Source organism: Pseudomonas sp. NPDC087615 (assembly GCF_044743445.1).
Classification (GTDB): Bacteria; Pseudomonadota; Gammaproteobacteria; order Pseudomonadales; family Pseudomonadaceae; genus Aquipseudomonas; species Aquipseudomonas baetica_A.
In genome coordinates this window covers 1-21,799 of record NZ_JBIUWM010000043.1, presented here as the reverse complement: position 1 = coordinate 21,799, position 21,799 = coordinate 1, and the positions used below count along the sequence as shown (strand labels likewise).

Sequence of the window (21,799 nt, the reverse complement as noted above, 5' to 3'; positions counted from 1 at the left end):
GCTGGATAACGGCGGGCAGGCACAAGAATAGAAGGCAAAAAAGCCTGGCATCGCCCACCGTGATGCCGTTGGATGAATCAGGCCGGTCTCCGGGCTCATGAGCGGCGAATCGCCTGGCTGCGCGCCTTCCCGCTTTGAGCAGTGGCATTCGACGCAGTTTTCACTCATTTACCGTTGCGGGGGCAGCGCCGGGATCGTGGTTGTGCTTGCTCTGAAGACAACCCTCACCGGCTTCCCTGTTTCACTCTGTCGACGCACGTCACAGAGCACCTGAAACAAGCCGCGAAGGTTAGAGGGTTGGGGATGGAGCGTCAATTAAAGAGGGGGCTGTCGGGCGAATAACTGCCGTCGATCAATTATCTGACGCCAATCTTGTGCCACACTCTCAAGAGTGATATCAAAGAGCCACAATCTCACATCACACAAGAATAAGGTGAGCCACATGCAAGGCATGATCATCAGCAATCCGCGCCTGGAATTTCTGCGCCCGATGCTGGAACGCTGGTTTGACTGTATCGACCGTTACAACGCCGTGCGCGGCGACAGCGACACGCCCTACTGGCATGACGAGAAAGCCAATCTCGGATTGCTTTCCGCTGCGGCCTGGATGGCCGAGCTGGTGACGCTTGAGCAGACCGCTACCCGCAAGCAAAACGAGGATGGCGAGCGCAATGCCCGCGCCGACCTGTTCCTGGCCGGCGCCGAAAATCGTGCGTTCATTCAAGCCACCCAGCGCTGGCCACGCGTGAACAACCTCAACCTGACACAAGCCCTGCTGGAGATCACCAGCGACGCCAAACGCATCAGTTTCGCCAGCGACCTCAAGCTCGGCTGCCTGTTTGTCGCCCCGCAAAAAGCCCAGCACAGCGCCACCCCCGAAGAGCTGCAGGACATGGTCGACGACCTGCAAAAAGAACACACCTGCGCCGTGGCCTGGTATTTCCCTTATGCCTATCGCAAATTGCGCAGCGATGCCGGCAACTATCACCCGGGCATTGCCGTGCTCTTCAAGGAGGCCCACGGCTAAGCGGTTGAACCATCGGGCTTGCGCGTGCCTCTATGATTAAGAATGCATTCATAGGGAAGATCAGCAATGCGCAAGACCCAGCTCGCTCTCGTTATCGCGCTCGCCGGAGGGCTCGCCGCCTGTGGTGAATCCTCAAGCCTTCAAGTCTCCGACGGCACCGGCCCGTCACCGAAACTGCCCGAACCCAACAACACCCTGATCCCAACCGTGAATATCGCCCCGGCGATCGGCTGGCCCGAAGGCGCTAAACCGACTGCAGTGGCAGGCACGCAAGTGGCGGCATTCGCCGAAGACCTTGACCATCCGCGCTGGCTTTACGTGCTGCCCAACGGCGACGTGCTGGTGGCGGAAACCAATGCCCCGCCGAAACCTGACGACAGCACGGGCATTCGTGGCTGGGTCATGAAGAAAGTCATGGGCAAGGCTGGCGCCGGCGTACCGAGCGCAAATCGCATCACCCTGCTACGCGATGCCGATCACGATGGCGTGGCTGAGACGCGTACGGTGTTTCTGCAAAATCTCAACTCACCGTTCGGCATGACCCTGGTCGGCAATGACCTGTACATCGCGGACACCGACCGCCTGCTGCGCTTCCACTACGAAACTGGCGCGACAGAAATCAAAACGCAGCCGATCAAGGTCACCGACCTGCCGGGCGGCACGCTGAATCATCACTGGACCAAAAACGTTATTGCCAGCAAGGACGGCAGCAAGCTGTATGTCACTGTCGGCTCGAACAGCAATGTCGGCGAAAACGGACTGGATAAAGAAGAAGGTCGCGCAGCGATCTGGGAAGTGGATCGGGCCACCGGCGATCACCGAATCTTCGCTTCAGGCATCCGCAATCCCAACGGCCTGGCTTGGGAGCCAAACAGCGGCGCATTGTGGACAGCAGTCAATGAGCGCGACGAGATTGGAAGCGACCTGGTGCCGGACTACATCACCTCGGTCAAGGATGGTGGTTTTTATGGCTGGCCGTTCAGCTATTACGGGCAGCATGTCGATGTGCGCGTCAGTCCGCAGAATCTCGATCTGGTGGCCAAGGCCATCGTCCCGGATTACGCCGTCGGCCCGCACACCGCCTCACTGGGCCTGACTTTCGCCGAAGGCAACACACTGCCCGCGCAATTCAAGGAAGGTGCGTTCATCGGCCAGCACGGCTCTTGGAACCGCAAGCCGCACAGTGGTTATAAAGTGATTTTCGTGCCGTTTACCGGCGGCAAGCCGAATGGCAAACCGGTGGATGTGCTGACCGGCTTCCTCGACAAGGACGAGAACGCTCTGGGTCGCCCGGTAGGCGTGGTGATCGATCAGCAAGGTGACTTGCTGGTGGCCGATGATGTGGGGAACAAGGTTTGGCGGGTGTCTTCCGCTCAATAAATCAGGGGCCGACACATAACAAATGTGGGAGCGGGCTTGCTCGCTTCCACATCTCTTTTCCCAGCGCTACGGGTTATGCGCCAGATGCTCAGGCTGCAACACCCGCTTGGCACTCAGGTACGCCTTCTGCCAATACGCTTTCGACAGGCTATCGAGTTTCACCGTGCCGCCGGTAGCCGGCGCATGCACGAAACGCCCCTCCCCGACATAAATCCCGGCATGACTGACCTGCGAGCCGCCATTGGTGGCGAAGAAAATCAGGTCGCCCGTCTGCAAGCCTTCTTTGCTGACATTCGGCGCCTGCATGACGATCAGCTCGCGGGTAGAGCGCGGCAGAGAAATACCCACCGCATCCCGGTAAACAAAACCGATCAAGCCACTGCAATCAAACCCCGAATCCGGCGTATTGCCGCCCCAGCGATAAGGCGTGCCGACCAGGCCAAGCGCGCGGAACAACACGTCGTCAGCGGCAGGTGAAAAAGACTGAGAGGGACCGAACGCTACCGGAGCGCGAACAATCGGCGCAGGCGGTGGCGTGCGACTGGCGCAGGCGCTGAGCAGCGCTGCGAAAAACATCAATGCAAGGCGGGCCGACATGGTCATAAGCAGAACATCCTGATCTGGCTGCGGCTTTCTCTGCCGGATGGACAGAAAACAAAACCGCCTGCGTGAACACGCAGGCGGTTTGCCATCAATATAGGATCAGATTCTAGCGGCTACACGACAAACTTCAAGTAAGACTTTAACTTCACCTTGTAAAGTTTAGGTCTACTGCGTTGCCGATGGCAGATTGTCGCCGCGAATGCAGCGACAAAGGGCGGTATTACTTGCGAGCGGTGACCACGGTCGGTGCCATCGCGAGCGCGCGCTTGGCCTCGATGAAGGTCTTGCTCCAGTAGCTGTCACCCAGGTTATCGATACGAACACCACCGCTACGACGACTGCTGGAGTGAATGAACTGGTTGTCACCCAGGTAGATCCCGGCGTGACTGACACGACCGCGACGACCACTGGTGGCGAAGAACAGCAAATCACCCGGTTCGAGGTTGCTGCGCGATACCAGCGGTGCGTCAACGTTGATCATTTCGCGGGTAGAGCGCGGCAGATTCATGCCAGCTTCTTCGCGGAACAGATAACCGATGAAACCACTGCAGTCGAAACCAGCTTCCGAGGTACCGCCGAAACGGTAACGGGTACCGATCAGGGACATGCCGCGCTCAAGGATGCTGTCGGCGAGAACTGGCAACTCATAGGGCTTCTTGTTGAAGTCAGAGAGTTCTTTTTCGGTATCCAGCTCTTCCTGATAAATAACGGAAGACTGGGCAGTAGCAGAATTTTTAACCTGTTGTGACTGCTCTTGAATTGGAGAATGAGCAGCGCAACCGTACAACAGGGTGACGAGTGCGAGAGGCACGAGGGGTGCGAAGCGCTTTAGCATGGGCACGACCGTGGCTGGTAGTTGTAAAGAAGCCGAGACTATGCCCGCTATCGACTTCATTTGCAAATTCAATCGATCTTTTTGTGACTTCCCGGTTTCTCGTTTACATCTAAGCGCTTAAGCCCATTTGAAACGAAACGCGGCCTGCACAGCCTGCAGGAAAGCGGATTTTCTGGCGCCTGAAATATGCCGAGACCCAATGAAACCCAAGGTTTCACCAGCCCAAGGTTTCCTTGAGGAAAGGAATGGTCAGCTTGCGTTGAGCCTGCAATGAGGCCTGATCGAGTTGCTCAAGCAGATCAAACAACGCGCTCATGCTGCGAGTGCCGCGAGTCAAAATAAAATGTCCGACCTCATCCGTCAGGTGCAGACCGCGACGCGACGCACGCAATTGCAGCGCACGCAATTTGTCTTCATCGGAGAGAGGACGCATCTGGAAAATCAGCGCCAGGGTCAGGCGTGATTTCAAGTCAGCCAGTTTCACTGGCAGCTCACGCGGAGAGGTTGAAGCGGCAATCAGCAAGCGGCGACCGCTGTCACGCAGACGGTTGAACAGATGAAACATCGCCTCTTCCCAGTCAGGCTTGCCGGCAATCACCTGCAAGTCATCCAGGCAGACCAGTTCGTACTGCTCAAGGTTGTCGAGGATTTCGACGCCACGATCCATCAACTCGGCCAACGGCAGGTACACCGCAGGTTCACCCATCTGCTCGAATCGCAAGCAAGCGGCCTGCAACAGATGCGTACGCCCTACGCCGTGTTTACCCCACAGGTAGATCAGGCTTTCTGTCCAGCCGGCGTCGGCTTCGCATAGGCGCTCGACATAGCCGAGTGCAGCGGCATTGGCGCCTGGGTAGTAGTTGATGAAGGTGGCGTCGTCACGCAGACGCACACCTAGGGGCAGCTGAATCGGTTTCATGCTGACTGAACAGTTCTCAAGGAACCGTTAGTGGCCTCTGTGTAAAGTTTGCGAAGTTTATACCCGTGAAGCTGAGCGCACAATGCGACAGAGTCCAAGCAAAATCAAAGGTTTGCGTTAACGCATTGGTTTTATGACAGATTCTCTGACGCTGCCAGACCCGCATCACCCGCAAGACACGGGCCAACCCGGCTATCCGCCGGGCCGCCAGCCTCGATCACAACTCGAGTTCGTCCACGCCACTATAAATGTCGGAATCCTTATACAAGTCGTGCACATGTCGCACCAGCACCATGATCACAGCGGCTACCGGCAGCGCCAGCAGTACCCCGGTGAAACCAAACAACTCGCCGCCAGCCAGAATCGCAAAGATCACTGCCACCGGGTGCAACCCGATCCGGTCGCCCACCAGCAGCGGTGTCAGCACCATGCCTTCCAGCGCCTGACCAACCATGAATACCGCGACGATCCCGACCATTGGGTACAGATCCCCTCCGAACTGGAACAACCCGGCAATCAGCGCCGCACCAATGCCGATCACGAATCCCATGTACGGCACAATCGCCGCCAGACCCGCAATCAGACCGATCAAAAGACCCAACTCCAGACCGACGATCATCAGCCCTGCCGCGTAAATCACACCCAACGCCAGCATCACCAGCAACTGACCGCGAACAAACGCTCCCAGCACCTCATGGCATTCGCCAGCCAGCGTTACCACGCGCTCCTCACGATCACGCGGCAGCAGGCTACGGATCTTGGCCATCATCAAGTCCCAGTCTCGCAGCAGATAAAAACCCACCACCGGGATCAGCACCAGATTGGCCAACCACCCAATCAGCGCGAGCCCCGAAGCCGTCGCCTGACTCAGCACCACGCCGACAATGTCGCTGGTCTGGCCCATGTGCTCGCTGATGGCCGCCTTGACCTTGTCGAATTTCCAGAAGCCATCCGCCAACCCCAGCTTCGACTGCGCCCATGGCACCGCCGTGTGCTGCAACCAGTCCAGCATTTGGGGGGTGAGTTCATACAGTCGCAGCATCTGTTTGGCCAGCATCGGCACTAAAACCAACAAAAGCGCCGTCACGATGAGCGAGAACAAGGCAAACACGGTGATTACGCCCCAGGTTCGGGACAGCCCGAGCTTTTCCAGTCGATCAACCAGCGGATCGAACAGATAAGCGAGCAGCAGCGCCACCAAAAACGGCGTGAGGATCGGGTGCAGCAACCACACAAACGCGCAAAGCAGGACCACCCCACCGAGCCAGAACCAACGCCGCGTATCGGCCATTTACCACTCCTGCTTCTTCTATATAAGGAAAGACTTACCAGCGAAACCGCAGAGATGGCGCCGCAGGTGTCGGGGCCGGAGCAGCAACCGGCGCTGCACCCTGGACCGACGCTTGCGGCGCAGCCACAGGCACCGGCGCTTCGGCCGGCAACTCCTGCAACTTCGCCAGCGACAACTGAGCACGCAACTGATCGGCACTGCCATTGACCCGATAGACGATACGATCGCCATCAACACTCTGCAGACGCACCCCATACGGCTCGAGCAACCGCAGCAGCGTCGCATAATGCTCCAGATTCATGCCCTGCACCTCCAGCGTCTGCTGACCTGAAGTGCCGGGCTTGACCACATAACGCGGCGCCAGTCGCTCGGCAACCGCCAGCATTACGGCATCAGCCACGGCGGCCTGATCGGCACCCTGCACGCTCCCCGCGTCTTTTTGATCACCCATCCACAAGTGCCATTTGGCCTGCCACTGCCCGCCCTCTTCGCGGGCATGCACTGCCAGCAAGGCGTCAGCATTGTAACGTTCCGAAGCGCCCTGCAATGGCGCAGGATCGGAACCCTCCAGTACTGGCGCGGTAGCAACCAATTGTTCGCCGAGGTCCGCCAGCGGCAAACGCAATGGCAAACCGCGATGCTGTGCAGCTGCACGCAGCGGTGCAGCAGCGGCCTGACCATCACCGACCAGACTCGAACCCTCGGTCGAGTCACTCAGCCACCAACCCAGAATCGACGGCCGACTGGCACCCCACAGGGATAACCCGGCGCGGCGCAATGCCTGCTCGGTGGTATTGGGGTCGAAATCGACTTTCAGCACCTCAGGTGGACCGGCATCAAAGCCGAACCGGCTGATGATCTGCTGCGGATCCTTCCTGATCGGCGCCAACCCGGGATTTTGCGGGGCTTTAGGATCACCGGTCAGGCGTAACACCAATGTATCCAGCGCAGCCTGGGTCGCGCGATCGCGCTCTTGCGGCGCTTGGCCGCTGACCGGCTCACGCACTTGATAAAGGCCTTTGAGGTTTTCGGCATGACTCGCCAGGCTGACCACAGACAAACAGCCCACAAACAACAATTTACAAAAACGCATGGAAAATTCCCGTCGACAGGAGCGGCTGGAACAGGCCGCGTGAACCGATTGAGCAAGGCTGTGACCACCGGCCGCTGCAAAACATTCACACAGCGCCGGTAAGTTTTTGCACAGTGATAACGATAGACGGTTAATTGCAACACCTTATACAGGCACCCAGACGGCTCAATTGCAAAAAATTTCGGCCGATATGCCCCTGCCCGTCGGTGCGAGGATGGCCGCTGCCCCTCAAGCCTGATAAAATCGCGCGCCTTCGCAGACCGGCAACAGCCGGGCACCTCGAAACTCGCGTGAGGCAATCGCCCCATCGACTTCGGCGTTCCCGCTGGACTCGGTCGTTACCCCTGAATCCCCCCTAAAGGCCTGGATCATGAGCAAGCAACCCTCCCTGAGCTACAAGGACGCCGGTGTAGACATCGACGCCGGTGAAGCATTGGTCGAACGCATCAAGAGCGTCGCCAAGCGCACTGCGCGCCCGGAAGTCATGGGCGGCCTGGGCGGTTTCGGCGCCCTCTGCGAAATCCCGGCCGGCTACAAGCAGCCTGTGCTGGTCTCCGGCACTGACGGCGTTGGCACCAAATTGCGTCTGGCACTGAACCTGAACAAGCACGACAGCATCGGCATCGACCTCGTTGCCATGTGCGTGAACGATCTGGTGGTGTGCGGCGCCGAGCCTCTGTTTTTCCTCGACTACTACGCCACCGGCAAACTCAACGTCGAAACCGCGACACAGGTCGTTACCGGCATCGGCGCTGGCTGCGAACTGTCCGGTTGCTCGCTGGTGGGTGGCGAAACCGCAGAAATGCCTGGCATGTATGAAGGCGAAGACTACGACCTGGCCGGCTTCTGCGTCGGCGTGGTGGAAAAAGCCGAAATCATCGACGGCTCGAAAGTCGCGACCGGCGACGCCCTGATCGCCCTGCCATCGTCCGGACCGCACTCCAACGGCTACTCGCTGATCCGCAAGATCATCGAAGTGTCCGGCGCCGACATCGAGAACATCCAGCTCGACGGCAAACCGCTGACCGACCTGCTGATGGCGCCAACCCGCATCTACGTCAAGCCGCTGCTCAAGTTGATCAAAGACACCGGCGCCGTCAAAGCCATGGCCCACATCACTGGCGGCGGCCTGCTCGACAACATCCCGCGCGTTCTGCCAAAAGGCGCCCAGGCCGTTGTTGACGTGGCCAGTTGGACTCGCCCGGCCGTCTTCGACTGGTTGCAAGAGAAAGGCAACGTTGACGAAACCGAGATGCACCGCGTACTGAACTGCGGCGTCGGCATGGTCATCTGCGTGGCTCAGGAGCACGTTGAAGTGGCTCTGAACACCCTGCGTGAAGCGGGCGAGCAGCCTTGGGTCATCGGTCAGATCGCTGCCGCCGCCGAAGGCGCAGCTCAGGTTGATCTGAAGAACCTTAAGGCTCATTAATGTCCGCAACCTGTGATGTCGTGGTGCTGTTGTCCGGCACCGGCAGTAACTTGCAGGCCTTGATCGACAGCTCGCGGACCGGCGACAGCCCGGTTCGCATCGCTGCGGTGATTTCAAACCGCGCCGACGCTTACGGCCTGCAACGCGCCAGTGACGCGGGTATCGCCACCCGCTCGCTGGATCACAAGGCATTCGAAGGTCGCGAGGCCTTCGATGCTGCCCTGATCAAACTGATTGACGAATTCAATCCCAAACTCGTGGTGCTGGCCGGTTTCATGCGCATTCTCAGCGCTGATTTCGTTCGCCACTATCAGGGTCGCCTGCTCAATATCCATCCGTCGCTGCTGCCCAAATACAAAGGGTTACACACTCATCAGCGCGCGCTGGAAGCCGGCGACACCGAGCACGGCTGCTCCGTACACTTCGTCACCGAGGAACTCGATGGCGGACCACTGGTCGTACAGGCAGTATTACCGGTAGAGTTGCACGACACGCCGCAGAGTCTGGCGCAGCGAGTTCACGCCCAGGAGCACCTGATCTATCCGATGGCGGTACGCTGGTTTGCCGAAGGCAGGCTGACGCTCGGAGAACAAGGTGCTTTACTGGATAGCCAGCTACTCGCGGCCAGCGGCCACTTGATTCGAAACTAGGAGATATTATGCGTCGCGCCCTGCTCTTCGCTTGCGCTCTGCTCGCCCTGCCTTTTGCGCAGGCAGCAGACCTTCAACCGTTCTCCGCCAGCTATACCGCAGACTGGAAACAACTGCCCATGAGCGGCACTGCCGAACGCAGCCTGACCAAGGGTGCCAATGGCGTCTGGACGCTCAGCTTCAAGGCTTCGATGATGATTGCCAGCCTGAGCGAGAAAAGCACCCTGACCCTGGACAAGGACACCTTGCTGCCGCAGTCCTACCACTTCGAACGGGGTGGCCTGGGTAAAGCCAAGAAGGCTGATCTGGATTTCGACTGGAACAGCAAAATGGTTACCGGCACTGATCGTGGCGACGCGGTGAAGATCCCGCTCAACCGTGGCATGGTCGACAAATCCACTTATCAGTTGGCGCTGCAACATGACGTAGCGGCCGGCAAAAAGACCATGAGCTACCAAGTGGTCGATGATGGCGAAGTCGACACCTATGACTTCCGCGTACTGGGTTCGGAAAAAGTCGACACCAAGGCTGGCAAGATCGATTCGATCAAAGTCGAGCGCGTGCGCGACCCGACACAAAGCAAGCGCATCACCGTCCTGTGGTTCGCCAAGGACTGGGACTACCTGCTGGTTCGCCTGCAACAGGTTGAAACCGACGGCAAGGAGTACAACATCATGCTCCAGGACGGCACGGTCAACGGCAAGACTGTCAAAGGCAGCTGATCCAGCGCGATATTGAAGAGCCCCGCACATGCGGGGCTTTTTCATGCCTGCAATTTGCGCAACAACACACAACCACTGTGAGTGGGTTCACCGTTGCGATCGGCTATCGAGTCATACCGAGAATTTGGCCACCATGCTGTTGAGATCCACCGCCAACCGCGATAACTCCTGACTCGCCGCACTGGTTTGATTAGCCCCCGCCGACGACTGCATCGCCAGATCGCGGATGTTCATCAGATTGCGATCCACCTCCCGCGCTACCGCCGCCTGCTCTTCCGAAGCGCTGGCGATCACCAGATTGCGTTCATTGATCAACGTAAACGCCGAAGCAATCTCCTCCAACGCCACTCCCGCAGCTTTGGCCAACTCCAGTGTTGAACGCGCCCGCCCATTGCTCTGCTGCATCGAATTGACCGCCGAATCGGTACCCTGCTGAATACCGCCAATCATCTGCTCGATTTCCTGCGTCGACTGCTGGGTACGATGGGCCAGCGCCCGCACTTCGTCGGCCACCACTGCAAACCCACGCCCGGCATCGCCGGCCCGCGCCGCCTCTATCGCAGCGTTAAGGGCCAGTAGATTGGTCTGCTCGGCAATCGAACGAATGACATCCAGCACCTTGCTGATGCCATGAACCTTCTGCGCCAAATCCTCCACCTGAATCGCATTATTGGTAACGTCCTCGGCGAGACACTCAATCGACGTCACGGTCTGGCGTACCTGTTCACGACCATGCTGGGCAATACGATCGGATTCGCGCGAGGCTTCGGACGTCGCCACCGCATTGCTGGCCACCTCCTCCACTGCAGCCGTCATCTGATTGACCGCCGTGGCCGCCTGCTCAATTTCGAGACTCTGCTGATGCAACCCGCGCGTAGCGTCTTCCGTGACGCAACTGAGCTCTTCCGATGCCGAAGCCAACTGGCTGGATGACTCGGAGATATGCCGAATCGTGTCGCGCAGATTGTGCTGCATGCTTTGCAGCGCTTGCAGGAGTCGCGCCGGCTCGTCCTTGCCTGCAATGTCGATCTCTCCAGTCAGATCACCTGCGGCCACCACTTGCGCCACGCCCAACGACTGCGCCAACGGCATCACGATGCTGCGGGTCAGTAACAACGCCAGGCCTATGGTGATCAACGCCGTGACGGCGATCATCACACCGACCCACACCCGCGAATTGATGAACACTAACCGTGCAGCTTCGGTAGCAAGGTTGGCGTTGTGCTTGTTCAGTTCGACCAGTTCCCGCAGGGTGACCGTGATGTCATCGGCCAACGGGCTCATCTGAATATTGAGAATCGCCGCAGCCTCCTCCACCCGATTCTGTGCGGACAACTGCATCACCTGCGCCTGAAACTCCAGGTACTTGTGCTCGGCAACTTTGAAACGATCAAACAACTGACGCTCCTCGGGCAGCACGATCAGCACGTCATATCGTTGCTGGGCTTCACTGAGCACGCCACGCAATTCATTGAGCTTGGCAACATTCTGCTCAAGCGCCTGACGATCACGGTCGATCAACAGGCGCATGGTCAACGCCCGCAGGCGCAGCATGTCCTGACTCATCTCGCCGACGGCCATCACGCTCGGCAGCCAGTTTTTATCGACCTCATCAGACTGGGCACGCATGTTGGACATTTGCAGCAAGGCGAACGCCCCCAGGGCAAACACCATGAGGGCCAACAGGCCAAAACCCAATCCGGCGCGCGGGGCAATATTGAGACTACGGATACTCATTGCTCTGGTTCCTTCCAAAAGCGCTGCATCAACCCTGCAGCTGGTTGCTCTAGAAGGTATCGGCCCGGCGGAAATTTGCGTAAGACCAAAACGTGATATCAAAAAGCCTTAATACTCCGAACACGCGGCATTATCGATTCAGCGAGGTTTTAGCGGATTTGAGCTCCGTTCGCGGCAAGATCGCCAGGAAGTTGTCCTTTGCGACTTTATGGGCGACGTCTTCCGGTAGCGCATCGAGAAACGGTTTAAAGCTGTGCATTTCCTGACCGAGCCTGTTGAATCGCCCGACCACGTCCGAACCGAGCATGAAGCGCTCCGGATAACGCTCTACCAGTGCCAGCCATGCCGGGCGCGGCTTCCCCTGCGCATCCAGCAGATACGGAGTGAGCATGGTCCAGGACAGGTCGATGTAGAGATTCGGATAGGCCTCAAGCATCCGCGTCAAGGTCGCAAGCAGGAATTTCAACTGCATCTGATGCCGATGAATCTCGGCGCTTGTCCCCGCGTGCGCCCAGATAAACCGGGTGTGCGGATGATTACGCAGCGGCTCTTCGATTTCCCTCAGATAAAGCGGATTTTTCTCACGTTTGGAGGTGATGTTGGAGTGCAGCATCACCGGCAGATCGTTTTCCGCCGCCAGATGATAGATCCTGGTCATCGCTTCGTTATTGGCGCGTGGCGTGTCACCAGACGTCAGCGCCGTCAGATCGTCATGGCGGGTGAACACCTCGCCGATGCCCTGCCATAGCCCCGGGTACAGATCGAGCATGCGCTGGATGTGCGCAGCAGAGTTTTTGTCGTTGGGGTTGAAACCTGAAAGGAAGGGATGGAAAAAGGGGCGTTGCTCAGGCGTTAGTTTTTGCACCGCATCCGCAACGATCACGTCGGTGGCGCTGTACCAATACGCATCGGCATCATCGCCGGCGTAATAACGCGGGCGTTTGGGTTCGTCTTCGTGCCACTTTTTGGCCACGGGAATACCGGAAATCATCACATGCTCGACGGAGTTGTCCTTCATGGCTGTCAGCAGTTTCGACATGCCGGCCGTTTCCTGGAAAAAATCCACGTAGTGCAGGTGCGCGTCGCTGTAGGTGTATTCGCGGGCACTGGCCGAACTGGCAAAGGCCAGAAGGCAGGCAAAACTCAAACGATACAGGGACACAATTAATCTCCGACAAGTAGGCATAACCTAGACCCCGCCCTGACGACAAGGGTTCATCCCGCAGGAAAGTGGAACGCGTGCCGGTGGGAATGCTCTATAACTGCAAGGTCTTTTTTGATCGAACGACTTTTCCTACTGCCAGTGAGGTTCCCATGACCGTTACCGTCAATACCGTCTCCGCTGAAGGCTTTCGTCACACCGTAAAGATCGATGACTACGAACTGTTTGCCGACGTACCGAAATCTGCCGGCGGCGAAGGCTCGGCACCCGAGCCGCACGATTACTTCGACGCTGCCCTCGGCGCCTGCAAGGCAATAACCCTGAAGATGTACGCAAAGAAGAAAGACATCCCGCTGACTGGCGTAGGTGTCGAAGTCAAACGCGACAACAGCGAAGAACAAAAAGGCAAATACGTCTTGCACGTCACACTCACCCTCAAAGGCGTATTGACTGACGCCCAGCGTGAAGAACTGCTGCGCGTTGCCGACCGCTGCCCGGTCCACAAGCTGATGACCACCACCGACGTGACGATCGAAACCCACGCACCACAAGGCTTCGACAGCCAATAATCAACACGCGGGCTGCGGCGGGTTATGCTCTGCGCATCACCCGCTCAGCCTGGAATGCACCATGGACACGCAACCTCTGATCATCCGCGCGCGCGCCGAAGACGTCGAAGGCCAGCCGATTCTGCGCCCACTGCCGTCAGCTAAATGCCGCAGCGTCGGGCCTTTCGTATTTTTTGATCACATGCTCGAGACGATTTATCCGACGGGCAAAGGCATGAACATCCGACAGCATCCGCACATCGGCCTGTCGACCCTCACCTATTTGTTTGAAGGGCAAATCCAGCACAAGGACAGCCTCGGCTCCGATCAGGTGGTCAGCGCCGGCGATGTCAGTTGGATGACCGCTGGCAGCGCCATCGCTCACGTCGAGCGCACGCCCGAGAAGTTGTGGGAGCAAAGCTTCACCATGCACGGTTTGCAGATCTGGCTGGCCTCGCCCAAGGATCATGAGCAAGGGCCAGGACACTACAGCCATCACCCGGCGGCGACGTTACCCGTCAGCGATAACCTCGGCGTGCAGATTCGGATGATTGCCGGGTCAGGCTTTTGTCTTGAATCGCCGGTACCGGTGCTTTCTCCTACGCTGTACGCCGAAGTAAAAATGCAAACGGCGACCACGCTGCTCATACCGACCGAGCATGAAGAGCGGGCGGTGTATGTGCTCAGTGGTGATGCGCAATTGAATGGCGAACCCATCGAGCCGCATGTGTTGGTGGTGTTGCCGGCAGGGCAAGAGATGAGTTTGTTTGCCGAGAGTGACTGTCATGCTGTGGTGTTCGGCGGTGCGCCGCTGGACGGACCTCGGCGGATCAACTGGAATTTTGTCGCGAGCGATCCGGCGGCCATTGATGAGGCTCGGCGCAAGTGGGCGGCCGGGGATTGGCCGACAGTGCCGGGGGAAAGTGAGCGGATTGAATTGCCCTGAGTCTTGTGCCGCTGACTAACATCTCTTCGCGAGCAAGCCTGTTCCCGCATTGGAACGCGTTCCAATGCGGAAGAAGAAGCCAGAGCAGGCGCTGCCTGAATCAGCCCCTGAACACTTCATCCAACAAGTCATGCATCGACTTGAAGGCGCGCGCAGCGGTCTTCGCGTCGTACATCATTTTGCCCGGCATATTGGCGTGCGGATCGGTAAACGAGTGCACCGCACCGCCGTAGCTCAGCAACTGCCAATCCACGTTCGCCGCGTTCATCTCATCTTCGAAAGCAGGCAATTGCTCTTTCGGCACCAAGGGGTCGGAAGCACCATGCAACACCAGCACCGAGCCCTTGATGTTCTTCGCATCCGCCGGGTTTGGCGAATCCAGCGTACCGTGGAAGGATACCGTCGCCTTCACCGGCGCACCGGTACGCGCCAGATCCAGCGCACAACAGCCGCCAAAACAGAAGCCGAACACCGCCAGTTTCGAAATATCGACCGCTGCTTCACCTTGCGCGTGCAACTGCTCGAACGCCGCTTGCATGCGCTTGCGCAGCAAGGCCCGATCATCTTTCAGCGGCATCATCGCCGCGCCAGCCTGATCGGCGTTCTGGGGACGCACCGCCTGACCGTAAACGTCAGCGATCAACACCACGTAGCCTTTGGCTGCGACCGATTTGGCGATCTCTTCGGCGCCGGCACTGACGCCCATCCAGTTCGGCGCCATCAACAGACCCGGACGCGCGTTCTTATGATCGGCATCGAAGGCCAACCGGCCTTCATAAGGCTGACCATCAATCTGATAGACCACGGAACGTACAGTGACTTGGCTCATTTCTGACTCCTGATTTGTTAAACACCAGAATGAAAAAACCCGCCGAAGCGGGTTTTTTTTGCAACGTGATTAAACCGACAGTTCAACCAGCAGCTTGTTCAGTCGGCGCACGTAAGCGGCCGGGTCCTTCAAGCTGTCGCCGGCAGCCAGGGCTGCCTGATCGAAGAGGATGTGCGACAGGTCGCCAAAACGCTCTTCGCTCTGCTCACCGTCGAGTTTTTCGATCAGCGGGTGCGCCGGGTTGAATTCGAAAATCGGCTTCGAATCCGGCACTTTCTGACCGCTGGCTTCGAGGATCTGACGCATTTGCAGACCCAGATCCTGCTCGCCGATGGCCAGAATGGCCGGGGAATCGGTCAGACGATGAGAAACACGCACTTCAGCCACGGAATCGCCCAGCGCAGTTTTCAGACGCTCAACCAGACCTTCTTTGGACTTGGCAACTTCTTCCGCAGCCTTCTTGTCCTCTTCCGAGTCCAGATTGCCAAGATCGAGATCACCGCGTGCCACGTCGACAAACGTCTTGCCGTCGAAATCGCTGAGGTAGCTCATCAGCCACTCGTCGATACGGTCGGTCAGCAGAAGCACTTCGATGCCTTTCTTGCGGAAGACTTCCAGGTGCGGGCTGTTCTTGACCTGCGCGTAGGTTTCGCCGGTGAGGTAATAGATCTTGTCCTGACCTTCCTTGGCGCGCGCCAGGTAGTCAGCCAGACCGACAACTTGCTCGCCGTCTTCGTCATGGGTCGATGCGAAACGCAGCAGCCCGGCGATTTTCTCCTTGTTGGCGAAGTCTTCTGCCGGGCCTTCTTTCATGACCTGACCGAAGTTTTTCCAGAAGCCTTTGTATTGCTCAGGCTCGTTCTTCGCCAGTTTTTCCAGCATGTCGAGTACGCGCTTGGTCAGCGCCGACTTCATCGAGTCGATGATCGGGTCTTTCTGCAGGATTTCCCGCGACACGTTCAGCGACAGGTCGTTGGAATCGACCACACCCTTGATGAAGCGCAGGTACAACGGCAGGAAGGACTCGGCTTGATCCATCACGAACACACGCTGTACGTACAGCTTCAGGCCTTTCGGCGCTTCACGCTGGTACAGGTCGAACGGTGCACGGGCCGGCACGTACAGCAACGAGCTGTATTCGAGCTTGCCTTCAACTTTGTTGTGGCTCCAGGCCAGCGGGTTTTCAAAGTCATGGGCGATGTGCTTGTAGAACTCCTGGTATTCCTCATCCTTCACTTCGGTGCGAGGACGGGTCCACAGGGCGCTGGCGCGGTTGACGGTTTCCCACTCAACGGCTGGCGACTCTTCGCCTTCGGCTGCGGTGACTTCTTTCGGCAGTTCGATCGGCAGGGCAATGTGGTCGGAGTACTTCTTGATGATGTTGCGCAGACGCCAGCCATCGGCGAACTCGTCTTCCGCCGCTTTCAGGTGCAGGACAATGCGAGTGCCGCGCTCAGGTTTTTCGATCGTGGCAACTTCGAACTCACCCTCGCCTTTCGACGACCAGTGCACGCCTTCGCTGGCAGGTGTGCCGGCGCGACGGCTGTACACGTCAACCTGGTCTGCAACGATGAAGGCCGAGTAGAAACCGACGCCGAACTGACCGATCAGGTGCGAATCCTTCTTCTGATCGCCCGAGAGGTTTTTCATGAAATCGGCAGTGCCCGACTTGGCGATGGTGCCCAAGTGGGTGATCACATCGTCACGGTTCATGCCGATACCGTTGTCTTCGAGGGTGACGGTTTTGGCGTCTTTGTCGAAGCTCACACGGATTTTCAGGTCTGCGCCACCTTCGAGCAACTCAGGCTTGGCCAAGGCTTCGAAGCGTAGCTTGTCTACAGCGTCAGAGGCGTTCGAGATCAATTCGCGAAGGAAGATTTCCTTGTTGGAATACAGCGAATGGATCATGAGGTGCAGCAGTTGCTTCACCTCGGTCTGGAAGCCCAGGGTTTCCTTTTGAGTTTCCACACTCATGGTCATCAAACTCCAATCAGATGGCATTGGCCGCGACCCGAATGGTCTGCGGCGGGTTGTCATCAGAGTTTGGGGCAGTGTTCAGGATTTCAAGGGGTCATCGATTTTGAAGTGCGCGCGGGCAGTGGCAATCGGTTCGTTTTCGGTGCTTTGCCATGCTGTGACCGCGACATTCGCGACTCGCCGCCCCTGCCGGCAGACCTCGCACTTGGCCCAGGTGTCGCGAAATTGCCCGGCTCGCAGGTAATCGAGGGAAAAGTCGATGATCTTCGGCACGCCCGGCGCACCGGTAAAAATCAATAAATGCAGGGCAGCGGCCAGCTCCATGAACCCGGCAATAACGCCGCCGTGGATCGCCGGCAATAAAGGGTTACCAATGTTGTCCTTGTTCGCCGGGAGCTTGAAAAGCAACTCATCACCGACCCGCGAGCATTCGATGCCGATCAGCCCGGCGTAGGGGATCAACTTCAGCAGCGGCGCGTAGTCACCCTGTTCGTGGGCCTGCTGCAGTTGATCCTTCAATTCATCACTCATTGACCTTCCCCCTTGATCGCACCGCCGAAACCTTTGGTGCCCCTGAGACCCTTACCCATACGCATGAACGTGCCAACGACATGGGCGATCGGCTGTTCGGGATCATCCTGATAAGCAAAGCCACGAGCGAAGATCACATCGGTCGTTACCCGGTAGCACTGAGCGAAGCCATAAACATCTTTGCCGGGTTCAGCGGCGTGCATGTAGTCGATGCGCAGATCAAGAGTCGGGCAAACCTCGAACTCTGGTAGTACACACAAAGTGGACATCCCGCAGGCCGTGTCCATCAACGAGGTAATTGCCCCGCCGTGAATCACTCCGGTTTGCGGATTGCCCACGATTTTCGGGCTGTACGGCAGGATAACCGTGAGCCCTTCGGTGGAGGCGCTGTGCACCTGCAAACCAAGAACCTGACAGTGACGCAACGCCGACAGGAATCGTGTCGCACGCTCAAAAACGGGGTTTTCGGCCATTTGATAATTACTCTCGTTAATCCCATTTACCCGTAGTAAGAAACACAGCAAAAGTTCCGTGGCAAAACAAACTTATATATCTGAAACAAATGAGGAACTTAACCCTCAGGCGTGAGTTCTTAAGGCCAGTAGTTATTTTCCATAAGGAGAAACACCCCATGCGTAAGACTTTAGCTATTGCCTTGATGTTGACCGCGTCCCTCGGTCTCGCTGCCTGCGATAAAAAATCCGAGGACAAAGCTCAAGATGCCACCGAACATGCTGAACAAGCTCAACAAGACATGAGCAAAGCTCAGGATAAAGTGAACGACGCAGCAAAAGAAAATGCCGAAGCCGCCAAAGCTCAGGCAGAATCGAACGAAGCTGCAAAAGACGAAGCTGCCAAGACGCAATAAATCGCCTCTTGATGCAGAAAAAGAAAACCCGCCAAGTGCGGGTTTTCTTTTGTCTGTCACTTTTCGGTAATGCGCTGTTAAAGCAACACAGTTCTAAAAGTCGGACTAATCATCAATAACAACGAACACAATAAACCAATCCCCCAGACCAGACTGCGCAGTCGCGGCAGATCGGCCAGGTAAAACCACAGGTAGATGATCCGGGCTATTACAAAAATGATTGCCAATGTATCGATCAACCAACCCGCCGTTTGCGTGGTATGCGCCATCAGCACGCCTACCGCAAACAACATGAACGCTTCGATGCTGTTCTGGTGAGCCGCCAGCGCCCTGGCGCCGTAACCGGTGAGCTGCGCTTGTTGTTGGCGCGGCAGGTGATTGTTGTAACCACCCTGCTCTTTCATGGCCTTGGCCACCGGCATACGCGCGATATAAATCAACAGCGCACTGATAAACACACACCAGAACGGAATACTCATCAAGCAGCTTCCTTGTTCGCCTCGGGGATGGGCGCCTCTGTAGGGGTATACACCATTACATCGAGGACGTCGGAATGAAATTCGCGGCGGTATAACACCACCACGACCCCGGCGCTCATCATCATGAACAGCCAGGGGCTGACGAACCACGCCAGCATGCTCATGCCGAAGTAATAGGAGCGCAGGCCAAAGTTGAACTGGTTGGCCGCCATCGAAATCACCCGCGCCGCCCGCAAAGCAAAGGCCTTGCGCTCCTGCTCCGATACTTGTCGCTCACCGATCATGGGCGCTGAGCCCACCAAAATCGCCGCAAAGTTGTACTGGCGCATGCACCAACTGAACGTGAAGAACGCATAGACGAACACCAGGGCCAGACACAGCAACTTGATCTCTGACATGCCTTGCGACGCCTGCTGCACCATCGGAATATCCGCCAGCAACGACACCGCCCGCTCGGACGCTCCAAGCACAGTGAGAATACCGGCAAGAATAATCAGGGTACTGGAGGCGAAGAACGAGGCATTGCGCTCCAGATTACCGATCACGCTAGCGTCTGCGATGCGGTTGTCGCGCAGCAACATGCGGCGCATCCAGTCTTCACGATACAGGTGCAGCACACTGGCCAGGCAGGCGGTGTCGCGAGCCTTCCAACTGGCGTATCGGGTATAACCGCCCCAGCAGATGACAAACCAGAGTGCGGCGAGCAAATGGATCAGGTTAGCTTGGATGAACGACATGCAATTCCTTGTCAAATATGAGCACTTTATCTGGGGAAGCGGGCTTGCTCGCCCCCACCAAAATCGATGTAATCGTTCGACGTTAGCTCAGGAAAAAAGACACTGCCTGATGTCCATAAAAAATGCCCCGTATCGATTGATACGGGGCATTTCTGTTTAATCGCCCAAGACCCGCTTGTGGCGGGTCAGGAAACGTCAGGCAATGGCTTCACTACGCTTGCCCAGCACGCGATCGCAGATCACTGCAACCACCAGGGTCATTACACACGGCACCAACCACGCCAAGCCCTGCTCACTCAGTGGCAGATGCGACAGTTGCGATGGCAGCCAGTCGGCCAGGCCGGCGCCTTTCAGAGCGTCGATGGTGCCAAACACGAAGGACACCAACATGACTGGGCCGATGATGCGGCCATGCTCATGCCAGAAGTCTTTGCAGAAGCTCAGCGCTACCAAAACGATGCACGGCGGGTAGATCGCGGTCAGCACCGGAATGGAGAAGGCAATCAGCTTGGTCAGGCCCAGGTTGGACACCAGCAGCGAGAACGCCGCCAGAATGATCACCAGCGTCTTGTAGGACAGTGGCAGCACTCGGCTGAAGTATTCGGCACACGCGCAGGTCAGGCCCACGGCCGTCACCAGACACGCCAACGAGATCAGTACGGCAAGGAAACCGCTGCCCAGCGAGCCGAAGGTGTGTTGCACGTAAGCGTGCAGTACCGCGGCGCCATTGGTGGCACCAACGGCCACTTCGTGGCTGCCGGAACCAAGACGGAACAGGCTGATATACACCAGCGCCAGACCGACGCCGGCAATGAGCCCGGCGATGATCGCATAACGGGTGATCAGCGCAGGCGACTCGACACCACGGGAGCGGATCGCGTTAACGATGACGATGCCGAACACCAGCGCACCGAGGGTATCCATGGTCAGGTAACCATTGATGAAGCCCTGGGAGAACGGTGCAGCCACATATTCCGGAGTACCGCTACCGATATCTCCGGCGGGCAAGGCGAATGCAGCGATGCCGAGTACCGCCAGCGCAATGATCTTCAACGGCGCGAGGAAGCGACCTACGGTATCGAGCAGACGGCCCGGATAGAGCGAGATGAAGAACACCAACAGGAAGTAAACCGAGCTATAGAGGAACAGCGCCAACGGGCTCTCGCCAGTCAGTGGCGCCAGACCGACTTCGAACGACACGGTCGCGGTACGCGGAGTGGCGAACAACGGGCCGACCGCCAGGTAGCAAGCGGCCGCCAGCACACCGCCGGCAATCTTGCCGATCGGGCTGCTCAACGTGTCCATTGCGCCGCCGACCTTGGCCAGCGCAATGACGGTGACCACTGGCAAACCGACCGCCGTGATCAGGAAGCCCAGCGCCGCCATCCAGACATGAGGTCCGGCCTGCAAGCCGACGATCGGCGGGAAGATAATGTTGCCAGCCCCAACGAACAGGGCAAATGTCATAAAACCAAGTGCCAGGATGTCCTGACCTTTCAAAACTTTCATTAAGGTAATACCACACTACTGAATCGGAATTTAGAGGGGGATTGCCCTGTGGGATTAGGGAAATGCTGTCGATCCGTATGGGACTGACCCGTATAGCGCGTTGCATGCCTTGTGGGCGGCAGACGCAAAAATGGCGGCTAGCCTAACGAATTTGGCTTACAAACGCACTGTTAGAGGGCGAACTATCCGATACGCGACGTTTCCGTGTCGCGTTTTTGCATGTAATTGGGCGGATGCCTATAAATAGCCACCATCGACTCAAATGCCAGAAACGACAAAGGCCACCCGAAGGTGGCCTTTGTTTGGTGAAGCGTCAGTTAAGCACGAGGCTTACTTGACAGCCCAACCAGTCAGCTCGGCCAAGGCCTTGCCGATGTCTGCCAGCGAACGCACGGTTTTTACGCCTGCGTCTTGCAGAGCAGCGAATTTCTCGTCTGCAGTGCCTTTGCCGCCAGAGATGATTGCGCCATCATGGCCCATGCGCTTGCCCGCTGGAGCAGTCACACCAGCGATGTAGGAATCAACCG

General features: G+C 57.7%; 22 protein-coding genes, 1 pseudogene and 1 riboswitch. Of the genes and pseudogenes, 8 read left to right on the top strand and 15 right to left on the bottom strand.

What is annotated here, in order from left to right:
- Window positions 1-62: 62 nt before the first annotated feature.
- Window positions 63-289, bottom strand: a riboswitch (cobalamin riboswitch).
- Between the two features lie 153 nt (window positions 290-442).
- A complete protein-coding gene (locus ACIOU6_RS20055) occupies window positions 443-1,027 on the top strand; it encodes a hypothetical protein (protein WP_221732195.1) in 585 nt (194 codons plus the stop codon).
- Between the two features lie 66 nt (window positions 1,028-1,093).
- Window positions 1,094-2,407, top strand: a complete 1,314-nt coding sequence (locus tag ACIOU6_RS20050) for a PQQ-dependent sugar dehydrogenase (protein ID WP_401138699.1) — start codon at window positions 1,094-1,096, stop codon at window positions 2,405-2,407.
- A 66-nt stretch (window positions 2,408-2,473) separates the two neighbouring features.
- Here the strand turns inward: ACIOU6_RS20050 and ACIOU6_RS20045 are convergent, their stop codons facing one another.
- The 5 genes from ACIOU6_RS20045 to ACIOU6_RS20025 form a co-directional block, all read right to left on the bottom strand.
- On the bottom strand, window positions 2,474-3,010 hold the full coding sequence (locus ACIOU6_RS20045; RefSeq protein WP_401138698.1) for a C40 family peptidase: 537 nt from the start codon (window positions 3,008-3,010) through the stop codon (window positions 2,474-2,476).
- 220 nt (window positions 3,011-3,230) lie between these two features.
- Window positions 3,231-3,845: a C40 family peptidase gene (locus ACIOU6_RS20040; protein WP_221732192.1), complete on the bottom strand. Its 615-nt coding sequence runs from the start codon at window positions 3,843-3,845 to the stop codon at window positions 3,231-3,233.
- A 214-nt stretch (window positions 3,846-4,059) separates the two neighbouring features.
- Window positions 4,060-4,764 (bottom strand): DnaA regulatory inactivator Hda, encoded by a 705-nt coding sequence (gene hda / locus ACIOU6_RS20035; protein ID WP_221732191.1) that lies wholly within the window; start codon window positions 4,762-4,764, stop codon window positions 4,060-4,062.
- A gap of 217 nt (window positions 4,765-4,981) precedes the next feature.
- Complete coding sequence (locus ACIOU6_RS20030) at window positions 4,982-6,055, bottom strand: AI-2E family transporter (protein WP_221732190.1); 1,074 nt, start codon at window positions 6,053-6,055, stop codon at window positions 4,982-4,984.
- 34 nt (window positions 6,056-6,089) lie between these two features.
- Entirely contained in the window at window positions 6,090-7,148 is a 1,059-nt protein-coding gene (locus ACIOU6_RS20025; protein ID WP_221732189.1) for a DUF2066 domain-containing protein, read from the bottom strand.
- Between the two features lie 370 nt (window positions 7,149-7,518).
- Between ACIOU6_RS20025 and purM the strand changes: the two genes are divergently transcribed.
- From purM to ACIOU6_RS20010, 3 genes are read left to right on the top strand one after another with little or no spacing between them, the layout of a single operon-like run.
- A complete protein-coding gene (gene purM, locus ACIOU6_RS20020) occupies window positions 7,519-8,577 on the top strand; it encodes a phosphoribosylformylglycinamidine cyclo-ligase (RefSeq protein WP_221732188.1) in 1,059 nt (352 codons plus the stop codon).
- Window positions 8,577-9,227, top strand: a complete 651-nt coding sequence (purN, locus tag ACIOU6_RS20015) for a phosphoribosylglycinamide formyltransferase (RefSeq protein ID WP_221732187.1) — start codon at window positions 8,577-8,579, stop codon at window positions 9,225-9,227. Before purM ends, purN begins: the two co-directional genes overlap by 1 nt.
- A gap of 8 nt (window positions 9,228-9,235) precedes the next feature.
- Window positions 9,236-9,949 (top strand): DUF3108 domain-containing protein, encoded by a 714-nt coding sequence (locus ACIOU6_RS20010; RefSeq protein WP_401138697.1) that lies wholly within the window; start codon window positions 9,236-9,238, stop codon window positions 9,947-9,949.
- Between the two features lie 111 nt (window positions 9,950-10,060).
- Here ACIOU6_RS20010 and ACIOU6_RS20005 read toward each other — a convergent pair whose 3' ends face one another.
- Together ACIOU6_RS20005 and ACIOU6_RS20000 are read right to left on the bottom strand one after the other, a co-directional pair.
- Window positions 10,061-11,686, bottom strand: a complete 1,626-nt coding sequence (locus tag ACIOU6_RS20005; protein ID WP_221732185.1) for a methyl-accepting chemotaxis protein — start codon at window positions 11,684-11,686, stop codon at window positions 10,061-10,063.
- Window positions 11,687-11,816: 130 nt separating this feature from the next.
- Window positions 11,817-12,872, bottom strand: a complete 1,056-nt coding sequence (locus tag ACIOU6_RS20000; RefSeq protein ID WP_401138696.1) for an amidohydrolase family protein — start codon at window positions 12,870-12,872, stop codon at window positions 11,817-11,819.
- A gap of 128 nt (window positions 12,873-13,000) precedes the next feature.
- Between ACIOU6_RS20000 and ACIOU6_RS19995 the strand changes: the two genes are divergently transcribed.
- Both ACIOU6_RS19995 and ACIOU6_RS19990 read left to right on the top strand, forming a co-directional pair.
- Complete coding sequence (locus tag ACIOU6_RS19995) at window positions 13,001-13,417, top strand: OsmC family protein (RefSeq protein WP_401138695.1); 417 nt, start codon at window positions 13,001-13,003, stop codon at window positions 13,415-13,417.
- A 61-nt stretch (window positions 13,418-13,478) separates the two neighbouring features.
- Window positions 13,479-14,342: a pirin family protein gene (locus ACIOU6_RS19990; protein WP_221732182.1), complete on the top strand. Its 864-nt coding sequence runs from the start codon at window positions 13,479-13,481 to the stop codon at window positions 14,340-14,342.
- A gap of 100 nt (window positions 14,343-14,442) precedes the next feature.
- On the opposite strand, the gene ACIOU6_RS19985 is transcribed toward ACIOU6_RS19990, so the two are convergent.
- From ACIOU6_RS19985 to ACIOU6_RS19970, 4 genes are all read right to left on the bottom strand, one after another.
- Entirely contained in the window at window positions 14,443-15,171 is a 729-nt protein-coding gene (locus tag ACIOU6_RS19985; RefSeq protein WP_221732181.1) for a dienelactone hydrolase family protein, read from the bottom strand.
- A gap of 69 nt (window positions 15,172-15,240) precedes the next feature.
- Complete coding sequence (htpG, locus tag ACIOU6_RS19980; RefSeq protein WP_401138694.1) at window positions 15,241-17,145, bottom strand: molecular chaperone HtpG; 1,905 nt, start codon at window positions 17,143-17,145, stop codon at window positions 15,241-15,243.
- Window positions 17,146-17,226: 81 nt separating this feature from the next.
- Window positions 17,227-17,679 (bottom strand): PaaI family thioesterase, encoded by a 453-nt coding sequence (locus ACIOU6_RS19975; RefSeq protein ID WP_221732179.1) that lies wholly within the window; start codon window positions 17,677-17,679, stop codon window positions 17,227-17,229.
- Window positions 17,676-18,152: a PaaI family thioesterase gene (locus tag ACIOU6_RS19970; protein WP_221732178.1), complete on the bottom strand. Its 477-nt coding sequence runs from the start codon at window positions 18,150-18,152 to the stop codon at window positions 17,676-17,678. Before ACIOU6_RS19970 ends, ACIOU6_RS19975 begins: the two co-directional genes overlap by 4 nt.
- Before the next feature lie 158 nt (window positions 18,153-18,310).
- On the opposite strand from ACIOU6_RS19970, the gene ACIOU6_RS19965 reads away from it, so the two are divergent.
- Window positions 18,311-18,547, top strand: a complete 237-nt coding sequence (locus tag ACIOU6_RS19965; protein WP_221732177.1) for a hypothetical protein — start codon at window positions 18,311-18,313, stop codon at window positions 18,545-18,547.
- 77 nt (window positions 18,548-18,624) lie between these two features.
- Here ACIOU6_RS19965 and ACIOU6_RS19960 read toward each other — a convergent pair whose 3' ends face one another.
- The 4 genes and pseudogenes from ACIOU6_RS19960 to ACIOU6_RS19945 all read right to left on the bottom strand — a co-directional run.
- Entirely contained in the window at window positions 18,625-19,026 is a 402-nt protein-coding gene (locus tag ACIOU6_RS19960; protein WP_221732176.1) for an MAPEG family protein, read from the bottom strand.
- The gene (locus tag ACIOU6_RS19955; protein ID WP_221732175.1) at window positions 19,026-19,763 is read right to left on the bottom strand and encodes a DUF599 domain-containing protein; all 738 of its coding nucleotides are present in this window, start codon (window positions 19,761-19,763) and stop codon (window positions 19,026-19,028) included. The genes ACIOU6_RS19960 and ACIOU6_RS19955 overlap by 1 nt, the downstream gene beginning before the upstream one ends.
- A gap of 195 nt (window positions 19,764-19,958) precedes the next feature.
- Entirely contained in the window at window positions 19,959-21,272 is a 1,314-nt protein-coding gene (brnQ, locus tag ACIOU6_RS19950; RefSeq protein ID WP_221732174.1) for a branched-chain amino acid transport system II carrier protein, read from the bottom strand.
- Window positions 21,273-21,602: 330 nt separating this feature from the next.
- Window positions 21,603-21,799 (bottom strand): annotated as a pseudogene (locus ACIOU6_RS19945) (succinate--CoA ligase subunit alpha); the annotation flags it as partial.